The following is a 12,806-nucleotide window of genomic DNA, read 5'->3' as shown; positions in this document are numbered from 1 at the left end:
TTATGATTCATACGATTTACTCCCTTCTATGATGTTTTGCACACTCTTAAAATCCAATTTCCCTATCGCCACCTCTTGCATTAATCCGATGATTTGCTCGTCTGTATACGTGTCCTTTATGTGATGTGCTGCTGCGCTATGATTTTGTTTTTCCGCTTTTAAGGCCAAATGGTCAGATAGAGCTTGGACTGTCTGACATTCAAGGATTTCCCGACCGGCCATCTTCAGCTGCGTGGTTTTTTCGATATGCCGCATCAATTTTCGGCCAAGAATTGAATCCATCCCATAATCCAAAAAGTTTCTTTTGAAATTGATTCGATCCTCAGATATGCCCAATTCTCGTGCTAAAAATTGAACAATGATCTTTTGAATATGGGTTTTGCCATTCGGCTCGTCAATCTCTGTTTTCATATCTTGTGAATGCTGTTTAACGGCCACTGATTGCTGGGTGCCTGACGAAACCCAATACCGCTCCCTTGCAAATGGATAACCAGGTAAAGAAACCATTCGAACGTGATCGCCATCATGAAGGAGTTCCCAAGGAATCTGATATCCTTTCACCCAGCATTCCGCGATGTTTTCCAAATTTCTTTCTTTTGCGAGAGCCTGCAGAACTGCTTCATCTTGTTCTTCTAATATCCCTTCTGTATATCCTGTATAAAGGGATCTCTGTTGGCCCGATATCCCACCATTCTTCATTGCTTCCACATATTCCTTCAATTTTCGCACTAATTGCTCCTGATTGTTTGCAACGATCGCTAGCCTTGCTTCCATGGCTTTTCTCCCAACCTGAAGCGTATATGCCACATCAGGTAAAGAAAGGTTATGATTCTGCTCCAGATACGCAATCATGCGGCAGGCAGCATCCTGAAGCCGATCGTCATTTTGGGCTGAAAGCACGATGACCTGCGGTGACCCTTGATGCCGCTGTGTGGGCGGCTGATCTTCCGGAATGTATTCTTCAATGACTGCATGTGCATTGGTGCCGCTGATTCCAGTCGTGCTGATCGTTCCCATCCTCGGCTTCTGATTTTTTCTGATCCACGAACGGTTTTCTTTGCAAAGCACAAATGGGCTTTCTTTAAACGGAATATACTGGTTTTCCGATTCACAGTGATGAGTGGCCGGAATGATCTGGTTTTTCATAGCCATCAGCATACTGATTAAAGCAACCGTTCCTGACGCTGCAAATGTGTGTCCGATTAAAGGTTTAATTGAGCTGATCATACAGAATTGCTTCTGCTTCGTATATTTGCCGAACACGCTCGTTAACGCTTGGACCTCAAGCGGATCACCAAGATTCGAGCCGGTACTGTGCGCCATCACATATTGAATATCGAGCGGATTGATTTCATTTTTTTCATAAATATTTTCGATCAATTCTGCCTGGCTAAAAGGATTTGGCGCAGTAATGCCGTTGGTTTTGCCATCGTAATTCACGCCGCTGGCCTTGATGCAGCCATAAATATGATCTTTATCTTCAATTGCCTTTGATAATGGTTTCAAGAGAACAGCAGCCACCGCTTCACCTGGCACAAGACCATTGGCATCCTGGTCAAACACTTTGCATTGTCCGTTCGGAGACAGCATTTCGGCCCTTGTCAGCGCCTCAAAAGACATGTGAGAAATATTCAAGCTGACGCCGCCCGCTAAAGCCATTTCACAATCCCCCTGACGCAGAGCTGAACATGCCTGGTGAATCGCCACAAGTCCAGATGAACATGCTGCTGTCAAAGCCATATTAGGCCCTTTTAAATCCAATGCGTATGCGATTCTCGCAGACAATGTGGCGTTTTGTGTTCCGTTAATGTAATCCGAATCTCCGGTTAGGTGCGCATATTCCCCTTCTTCCACACCTACATAAACACCGCAGGATTTTCCTTTTATCCGATCTCCCATATAGCCGGCGTCTTCAAACGTGTGCCATGCTTCCTCTAGAAAAATGCGCTGGCGCGGATCCATGCTTTCGGCTTCTTTAGGCGATATTTGAAAAAACAGCGGATCAAACCGGTCTATGTCCTTCAAAAATGCACCCCACCTTGGCACTGCTTTTTCTGGATCTCTGTTAGCTCTCCCCCAGTCCCGGCGTTCGCCCGGAATGTCAGAGATACACGATTTACCGTTTTTCAGATTATCCCACAGCTCATGGACCGAATCAGCTTGAGGGAACCTGCCGCTCATGCCGATAATGGCAATAGGCTCATCGTGAACCTGCCGAATGCTTTGTTTACTGGTTTCCGGTTCTAAAGCTACAGGAATTGCTGCATAAGCTTCAGGGGGCTTTTGCGCCTCTGATGCATCATCCCGGTAAAATGCTTCAATCAGCTCTTTATGATCGGTTAAGAAAAAGCCGATCAATTCTTGTAAAGTCGAATAGCCGAAAAATAAAGCCGGTGTCACTTCGATGTTGAAATGCTTTGATAACACATTCGAGAATTTAGCCAAATAGATCGAATCAAATCCGAAGTCGGCCCAATTTTTGTTCAAATTCAGCTTGTCCTTTGAAATCTTAAGCAATGTGTGAATATGCTCTTTCAAGTCGTGTTCTAAACGCTTTTCAATGCTTAGTGTTTTTACCTTATCCTTGTTTTCTTGTGCTAGAGGGGCTTGAGTGGCCGGTTCTGGAATAGCTGGTTCAGTCATTCCTAAAAATCTGCTGACACGGCTGGGCTGACCGGCTATCACGAGATGCTGAGCATCCTGCTGAGCTAGGATGTGCTCAAACATACGGATGCCTTCCTCGGCTTCTAGGAAGCGTTGGCCGCTTGATTTCAGGTACATACCAGTTGTTCCTTCATCACCGATCTTCATTCCGCCATCCTTCCATACAGGCCAGTTGATGACAAACGTTTTACCGTTATGCAGCTCATTTCTGTATTGTGCGTAAGCCATCTGAAACCTGTTGCCAATCGCATAATCACAACATCCAAAATCCCCTAAAACCGCAGAAGAAGAAGAAAAATAACACATAAAATCAAGGTCTTCATTTTTAAGCCATTCATCAAGCGCTATCGTGCCGTTGATTTTCGGTTCAATGATGCGCTGGAAGCTTTCGATCTTTTTGTCAAAAATAGCAGAGTCGCTCTCGATCCCGGCTGCATGAATAACACCGTTGATGGCACCGAATCGGTCTTTCCCTCTTTTTACGCAGTCTCCCATTGCGATAGGATCAGACACATCTGCTTCTGCATACATCGCTTCGCCGCCTAGATCCTTTAATTCTTTTATTTGCTTTTGCTTCTCATCATTAAAAGGCGACCTCCCTGTCAAAATCAGGTTTGCGGCATAGTTTTTGGCCAAATGCTTGGCAAATAAATAACCAAGCCCTCCTACACCGCCTGTAATCAGGTAAGTACCGCCAGACTTCAATTTGCTGTTGTCCGGTTGTATCGTTGTCTGTTCAATATGATTTACATATCGTTTCAGATTCTGATACAAAACCGTTTGTTCAGCTGAAGCCTGTAATTCTGCCCATATATTACGTGTCCAATCATCCATCGATCCTTGTTCCGCGGGCTGAAAGATTCCAGTTACTTTTGTGTGCGGAAGGACAAGCCCGAGTGAACGTTCGAAGCCAATCCATGATTCCAGATAACTTCGGTCAAGACTATCTTCAAAACATCCTGCCAGCAGCAGTCGTGAAGGATGAAGCTTTGCTGCGGACATACCTTGTAATAGGTAAACAATACAGGAATGGTCCTTTATACAGCGCTTGTCTTCCATAGGCCACATATAGAGGATTGCATCTGGCTCTCCAAGTTCTTCTTTAATGCTCTGGAAGGCCTTTTCAAAAGTAACGGGTTCTTGCCGCACAATCTGGTAACTATATTCAGACTGTTTGCTGTACACTTCGCCCTGTGATATAAAAATGACCTTGGTGTCTTGATCAACGTTTTTCAGGACTGAAGCAAATGCGTTTTGCTTTTCTCTTTCAGTCAGAAAACAGATGAGCGTTTTGATACGTTTCGATGTGAGAGTCGCCGGCTCTTCTTTCCACACTTCTTGAAAAGTCATAATCTTGAAAGGTTCTTCTGTTTGCTGATCATGATCCTGTTCTATAGACGCCGGAGCCTTTGCCGCGCCTGGTGCCCAGTAACGTTCTTTTGCAAATGGATATGCCGGAAGACTGATCCGGACAGGCGTTTGGGTGCCGTACAGCATGCCCCAGTCGAAAGACAAGCCTTTCACCCAAAGATCCAGCAGTTTCGTGTATTTCCCCTTTCTCATCCATGCTTCTATGATTTTTTCCGTATCCTCATCCGCTGATAAAACTGCTAACGCTTTTTTGTTATCATCGATGCGATCCAGATACAGGCTGTCTGCTTTGTTTTCGATAAAATCGTTCAGCTTTCTCTCAAGATCCTCTAGTGATTCCGCTATAAAGGCCAGCCGTTCCTCCATTGCTTCACGGCCTGTTTGCAAGGTATAGGCAATCCTGATCAGGTCTGTTTCGCGGTACCTTTTTTGTTTGATGGCTGTAAGCAGCTGTTCCGCTTTTTCTTGCAAGCGTTCCATGTTTTTGGCCGACAGCACAATCAGCGCTGGAGGATGTTCTTTCGGCGTTTGCGCCCCCGTTCTTGGAATATATTCTTCCAGGATGATATGGGCATTGGACCCTCCGGCGCCAAAACTGCTCAAGCCAGCGCGCCTAGGCACCTCTTGCCCGCCAATCACCGGGCGTTTCCATTCACCAAGTTGCTGCTGAACGACAAATGGAGTATGGCTGAACTCGATGTTCGGATTCAACCGCTGAGCATGCAATGATGGCGCAATTTGGCCATATTTAAACTGAAAAAGTATTTTTGTCAGCCCTGCAATTCCGGCTGCACTTTCACAATGACCGATATTTGATTTGCTGGAGCCGATCGCACAAAACTGTTTCTCCTGCGTATCTTTCTCGAATGCTTTTGTTAACCCCGCTATCTCAATCGGATCTCCTAATGCAGTGCCTGTTCCATGCGCCTCTAAATAACTGATGGTTCGGGCAGGAATGTCGGCGCGCTCCATTGCTTCTTTAATCACCTGTGCCTGTGCATGAGGATTTGGAACCGTGTATCCATTTGTTTTTCCTCCGCTATTAATGGCACTTGCCTTTATCACACCGTAAATATGGTCACCGTCCGCTATTGCTTGCTGCAGCGGCTTTAACACAATGGCGCCTACGCCTTCACCGTCGACAAATCCATCTGCATCATCGCCGAATGATTTACATGTATCACTAGCAGAGAGCATATTCATGACAGATAAATTCTGATAGTGAACCGGGTCGACAACTAAATTGACACCGCCGGCAATGGCACAATCACTCGATCCGCTATAGATGCTTTCCAGCGCTAAATGAATCGCTGTCAGGGAGGATGAGCAGGCTGTATCGACTGCAAGACTCGGGCCTTGGAAATTCAGTAAATAGGATATTCTGTTGGCGATAGACCAATAGCCGTAGCCGGTCGGATAATTTTTGTTCATGACTCCGGCAAAGACGCCGATTTTTCTGCTTGAACAGAGCGAGTCAGGCGTGTATCCCGCATCTTCAATACTTGCATAAGCGGTTTGCAGAAATAATCGCTCCTGAGGGTCCATTCTTTCTGCCTCAAGCGGAGAAATCTGAAAGAATAATGGGTCAAACTTGTCCATATCCTTGATAAATCCGCCCCATTTCGTATAAATTGATCCTTCTTTTCCTTTTTCTTTATCGTAATAAGCTTTCCAATCCCAGCGATCTTTCGGAATTTCCTCAATACAATTTCTTCCTTCTTTTAGGTTGTTCCAAAAGTCTTCTGCTGTTTCCGCCTGAGGATAGCGTCCAGAAATGCCGATAATGGCAACGTCACGACTTGCAAGAGTGTTTGTCGGTGTTTCTTTCTCCCCGCTGAAGCCAAGCTTGCGATAGCGCCGTGTTCTTTTAGCGGCCTGATCAGGTTTCTGTGAGGATTGGGTTCTGCTTTCGGCCGGTGTCTGTTGTTGAACTTGACGGTCAAGACCTGTTAATTTCATCAGCGCTTCTGTTTTTGTTTTGATGAAATGATCAACTAATGCGTCAATGGTCTGGTACTCGAAAAATAAAGTGCTGCTTACATGGTCAAATTCTTTACGTAATGTATTTGTCAGCTGGACAACGACGATAGAATCAATCCCGTACTTTTCAAGCGGTTCAGCTGACTCAATTTTGCTTGCAGGAATTTTCAACGTTTCCCCGATTAGTTTTTTCATATATTCTGTGCTTTTTTCTCTTAGGAGAGCATGTTTTGATTGTCCAGCTTCCTCTGAATCTATGGTATGAATGTAGGATGGCTCCTGATTAGACGCTTGTGAAACAACCTTCTCCGGCAAGATCACATTTTTCATCATACGGCGAACCAGCCCGTTGCTTGAGGCTGCGACGATTTGGTGACTCAGATCATGTGCCGCCTCAGCCGGGAAAAAGACAGATTCAAAGCCTTCGCTTTCAAGTGCCGCTTTCCAGCTGTCAGGATGTAAGCCTGGACAGCCGGGAATCCGCACTGCAGGATCTTCATACAGCCACCAGCCTTCCAAAAGACCAAAGGTGATGTGAGGGAACAGGCTGTTTCCCGCCATTTCATTCAGCAGCAGCATTCCGTTGTTTTTCATTACCGCTTTTGTATGCCGCAGTGTTTGACGGATATTTTTTGTTGCGTGAAGGACATTAGCGGCAATGACGACATCATAGCCTCCCGCTTCAAATTCCTGCTGATCAATCGGTTTTTCCACATCAAAAAGCTGATATGTCAGGTACGGATTTTCCGCCCCATATTCCTTTTCTGCATGCAGCAAAAATGCTTTAGACAGATCTGTATAGCAATATTCATTGATGTGCTTTTGATATGGTTTCAGTTTTTCAAAGATTCCGGCACTCGTGCCGCCTGTGCCTGCGCCTATTTCCATAATGCGAATCGATGCCTCAGGGTCGTGCTTCAGACGTTCATCCAGATAAGCTATTAATGTATCGGCAAGCACTTTATTAAAATAGTCTGCCACTTGGTTATGCTTATAAATGCCTTCCACAAGTTCCATCGAGGAATGCGGGAACATGATATCTGTTGCAGGGACTTTCCCTGTCAAAATATCCGGTAATGCTTTCAGCATGGCCTCTGCTAATACAACGATCGCCTTTGTCTCGCTGTCTTTAAGCCACTTTTCTTTTTTCGCGTTCCATTCTAGCCAAAGCAGCTCGATATCCTCTGCTTGGTCCTTCCTCACCAATGAATCTCCAACTTTCTTAAGATAGCCATGCTGCAAGAGAAATTCGCTGCTTTGCCGAATCCATTTTCCATAAAATTCACGAGTCTTATATTGTTGAAGACGTTCAACCGATAATGTATAACCATCAAACAGCCCGGCTGTTTGCAGCTGTCCTAACAACAGCCTGTAAAGAAGATCATCAAGCTCTTCATGTGTCACTCTTTGAAATCGTCCCGTAGTCGGCAGACGCTCCATCAGGCTCTCTGCATCTGCTGAAGGTTGCTCTGGATAAAGAGTGATGAATTCATTCTGATTCACGCCTTCGACTGCTACAGGCTTTGTCGTATGAATGAAAGCTGTTTGGCTGACTGGCCCAGAAAGCAGTGCTTCCAGCGCCTTCATAGCCTCCGCAGGCTCAATTAAACCTAAGCCGATTTGATTCATGAGCTGTACATAATGTTCATCCTCAGCCGCTTCACTATTCCCCCAATACCCCCAGTTCATGACTTTTACAGGGCATGCCCAGCTCTGAGAAAGCTGGTGAGCAAAAGCATCTGCAAATGTACAGCCAGAGGCATAATGGCTTTGCTTCACATTTTTGATATGGGCTACAAGCGAAGAGAAGAATAAAACAAAATCTACATTCTCCTGGCGGAACACTTGGGCCATCCGAATACTGACATCGATCTTCGCCGCCAGTCCAGCGGTGAATTCTTCCGGCTTCATTTTTTCCAGGCTTTGCTCAAATAAAACCATCGCAGAGTGAACAATCCCGTGAATATGAGGATGGCGCATTTTCACTTGTTCATAAGCCTGCTGCAATGAATGCTTATCGGCTGCATCGGCTGCAATGTAGAAAGGCTCAGGGCCAAGCGCCGAAAGTCGGTCTATTTTTGACTGGATGGCAGCATTAAGTTGACTTCGCCCAATCCAAACGATTTGCGCCTGGTAGCGGCGGATCATGTACTCACTCCACGCCTCTCCGATATACCCGGCTCCTCCGATGACCACATAGACTCCGCCTTTCCGATATAGCGTGTCGCCTGACAGTGAGTGCCGATATGGGATCAATTGCTGCTGATGCCATTGCTGATTACGATAGGCCCAAGCATGGCCAAGGCGGTCAGCTGGGAGCGCAAACATGTGATTTACCGGCCATGTGCAGCCTTTTTCAAGATCGAGAAGACGGATTTTCCAGTGTGGATATTCCTTTGCCATTGTGCCGGCAAGCCCATGAATGCTTGCATGGGCGGGTTGTACTGCCTCATGTTGCGTAACCGGCTGCGCTTGGACGGTCACAAGAGACCATTCAAGTTGTTTCTCGCCATAGCCTAATTGCAGGCAAGCTTTCACAAGCTTAAATAAGTGAAGAACAGCTTCTCCTTGTCCATCACTATCTATACTTCCCCGATGTGACGGGGCAATCCACAATACATGGTCAATGCTTCCGTACGCTTGCAGTTTGACCGCTATTCCCTCAATGTCATCTGCAGGCCGGATATCGATAAAGGAAACTTGCGGATAATGATGCTTTATGAATGCCCGATCAGCTTCAGCAGCACCGCATAAAACAGCTCGTGTACCAGCAAACGAAGCATTATCCTCCGTATCTGAAGAAACCGGTTCCCAGACAGGGATCATCATCGTATGCCCGGTCATCTGAGAATCAGTTGATAGTTGCGGCATTGAGTGCTGCTCTCCATCAAGTGCCCGCATCGAGGCACCCTTCATTCGCACACAAACGTGTCCGTTCTCATCACATAAATCAATATCATACTTTCTGACTTTGTCCTCCGCTTTACTGTCTGAACTATATCGAATATAAGACCATATATTCTCTGGACATGGGCTGAAAATATCAACCTCCTGCAACGCAAATGGAAGAGACAGCGTCTGAGCTTGTCCAGCGGCATTGACTGAGTTAACGATAAAACCGACTGTGGCATGGAACGCGGAATCCATCAAACTCGGGTGGAGCGTAAAATGCTGCTTGTCGTTTTTTAGAAAAGCGGGTAACGAGATTTTTGCAAGCAATTGATCTTTGCCGACATAGACTTTTTCAATCCCTTGATAGCCCTCTCCATAGTCAAGCCCAATCTTTCGAAACGCTGCATAGCATTGTTCTGACGTCACTGTGTCCAAACTGCATTCTGTCTGTATTGATGAAAGGTTTAAAATGGAAGTGTCCGCTTCATCTGAAATGACAGCGCGGCCTTGGCAGTGTATCGTCAGGGCTTCTTCTTTATGTTCAGAGCTGCTATAAATGTCAAAGGAAATGTCCCCGTTATCCTCAGGAAAAAGGCCAATATGTATTTCTTTTGGTTCACTTTCTATCGTGATAGGACGCACCCACACAATGTCTTTAAGCGACACCACTCTTTGTTCGCCGTCCAGATCGCCTGCAGCTTTTTCCGCTGCTTCCCTTGCCATCTCTAAATAGGCAACGCCCGGCAAAATCTTCTGTCCCTGTACAACATGATCAGAAAGGAAAAATTCCGCACCTGTAAATACAGAGCTAAAGCGCTGCTCAGTAAAGTCTGATGTATTGCGGTGCACCAGCGGATGTAAGATATGATTCACAGTGCTGGTTTTCATTTCAGGAACCGGGATCCAGTAGCGCTCCCTTGCAAACGGATAGGTCGGAACACTGATCTTAAGCGGCTTGCGATCGCCGTATAGGTCGTCCCAGGTGACCCGCTTTCCTTGAACCCATGCTTTCGCCATTTCCATCATTTCACTGTCTGTTATCAAATTGTTATTCAGCGCATTTACCGATGCTAGCCCAGCCGCCTCCTGATTCTCCTTGGCTCGTCCGGTCCAGCAGCCCTCGATCTCTTCTTCTCCATTGGCAAACGCCCGAAGTTTAGCCGTTAAATCTTTTATGTCTTTTACAATGAAGGCCGCACGCTCCTCCATTTCAACCCGTCCTGCCTGCATAGTATAAGCTAACGCTAAAAGATTGACGTCCTCGCTAAGAAAATCAAGAAGTTTAAGAGCGTAAGCCTGCAGACGATCTTTGTTTCTCGCAGACAAAGGTATCACTATTTCTTCATTTTTCGTTAAAATCGTTTCAGAATGGCTCTCGGCCGGAATATATTCTTCCAAAATAAGATGCGCATTTGATCCTGAAGCGCCAAACGAACTTAAACCAGCACGGCGGGGATATGTGACGTCCACCCCGTTTTCTGTAAAAGATGGCTGCTCCCATTCCTTTGTTTCATGCTGGACAAAAAATGGGGTTTGATCAAGCTTCAAATAAGGATTCAGCTCTTCTGAATGTAATGACGGCACCAAGGTTTTATGATGCAGCTGCAGGACAGTCTTCGTTAAGCCGCTAATGCCGGCTGCAGCTTCAGCATGGCCAATATTCGATTTAACAGAACCGATTGAACAGAATTGCTTGTCCTGCGTATTGCGGCTGAAAGCTTTTACTAACCCCTGTATTTCAATCGGATCTCCCAATGAGGTGCCAGTGCCATGGGCTTCAACATAGCTGATGGTGCGCGGATCAATTCCTGTTTTTTCTAGACACGCTTCGATAACATCAGCTTGAGCTACCGGGCTCGGTACTGTAATTCCGCTTACTTTTCCTACATGATTTATCGCACTTCCTTTGATGACAGCATAGATTCGGTCACCGTCCTGTTCAGCTTTTCGCAGCGGTTTTAGCAATACTGTCCCGACACCTTCTCCAGATACGTAGCCATCTCCGTCTTTGCCGAAAGTATGGCAATAGCCGTCACTTGAGTGCATTCCTACACTGCCATAGCTGATATATTTAGCCGGATGCAATGACAAATTGACGCCTCCGGCAAGCGCGGCCTCGCATTCTCCATTCCGGATGCTCTCTATTGCCAGATGAACCGCAGTTAATGAGGAAGAGCAGACCGTGTCCACCGCCATGCTTGGGCCGTGGAAATTACAATAGTAAGAGACCCTGTTGGCGATTTGCGCATAATTCAGCGATAAAGGAAATGGATTGTGTTCTGATAGAGCTTCAGCCCCTATAAGGGAATAGTCCTTATGCATTACGCCGGCAAACACACCGACATGCTGTCTTTTATTTTCTCCCTGCGGTGAAGCAATTTTCTCTGGTGTATAACCCGCATCTTCAATAGCTTCCCAGCATGTCTCTAAAAATAACCGTTCCTGAGGGTCCATCATTTCCGCTTCACGCGGAGAGATTCTGAAAAATTGAGGATCAAAGCAATCAGCCTCCTCGATAAACCCGCCCCATTTCGAGAGTGGCTTGCCTGCAGGTGAATCCAGTCCATTGTTTTCTTTCCACTCCCAGCGTGAGTTTGGAATCTCTGTGATGCAGTCGGTACCCGCTTTAAGATGTTCCCAAAATTCCTGTATTGTTTTTGCCTTAGGATAGCGTCCCGCCATTCCGATAATGGCAATGTCCTCCCCGATCTCTGGTGAAGAGGTAACACCATCAGGAGAATCCTTCATTGGTGAAGGAGATTGGCGGACAGCATCGTCCGCCTCTCCAATTGAATAGTGAGCAGCAAGATGAGCAGCTAGTTCTGCAATTGTTGTAAATTCAAACAGCAGTGTCGGAGCAAGATCCGCTCCAACCTTATCTCCAATTTCCTGAACCACGGTAAGCAATGACGGAGAATCCAGACCAAGCTCATAGTACCCAGCGTGGATATCCATTTGTTCTGCCGGCCTTTCAAGCTGCTTAGCAAGCAACTGACGCAAATACATTTCAAATGCGGGATAGTCCTGACTGATGTTCTGAGAGACAGCAGCTCTTTCTTCTTGAATTTCTTTTGCGGAATGAAAGGCTGACCCATTCCGTACAGATTTGCCTGCAAATTGTTTCAGCTCGGCCACTTTTTGTCCTGCTGAATTAAAATATTCAATCGTCATATAAGTGAGTTCTTTCTTTTGGTGCACAGATGAGGAGAGGATCCGTGCTGTACATCCTTTTTGCAATCGTTCTGAAGCAGAAAACGATTCATAATACAATGGCAGGTACATCGTTTGATCTGAGATCAGGCAGCTTGAACCTATGCCGCTGCCGTCAATAAGCGTCGGATGAAACAGAAAAGCATCAGAATGACGCAACGCTTCCTGTCCAACTGCTAAATCAATTAAAGCCCCCTCTTTGGCTTCATAAATCTGTCCTTCCGCCTTCATCATGCCGGTATGCACTAACTCTTGAGATCGGCATTGTTCATAGATTTCATCTAAATTCAGAATCCTGTCAGCTGTACTTTTCCACTGATTAAGGTCTATTGATTCGGCAAAAGCGGTTTGCTCTTTACGATGCATGTCAGCAGTCACATATTGTCTCTTGTCAGATAGTGATTCTCCATGCTGTTTTTGTCCGTCGATGATGATGGACCATGTCCCTTCCTTTCTTTCAGACACGTGAATGGTCAGGGCAATGTCATATGACTCATCTGCGATCAAAGGGTAAAAAATGGTCAGGTTTTTTAATTCAAGCTCTTGGTATGCATAACCATGTTCCTGGAATACTTGGTAGATTAAATCTATATAAGCAAGGCCGGGTAATAACGCTTGTCCATATACCTTGTGGTTGGACATGATTGGATTATTTAATGAAATGTGCAGTTGTTCAGTTATCATTTTCC

The 12,806-nt window shown here is 45.8% G+C and carries 1 protein-coding gene; it reads right to left on the bottom strand.

Features of this window, described 5'->3' with window-relative positions:
- Entirely contained in the window at positions 1 to 12,801 is a 12,801-nt protein-coding gene (gene pksM, locus NX903_RS08600; RefSeq protein ID WP_144486632.1) for a polyketide synthase PksM, read from the bottom strand.
- Positions 12,802 to 12,806 lie beyond the last annotated feature (5 nt).

It is taken from the genome of Bacillus sp. FSL R5-0576, from assembly GCF_038004765.1.
In the GTDB taxonomy this organism is placed as follows: domain Bacteria; phylum Bacillota; class Bacilli; order Bacillales; family Bacillaceae; genus Bacillus; species Bacillus subtilis.
Note: the sequence above shows the minus strand (reverse complement) of the source record. Positions and strands in the feature narration are given on the sequence as shown.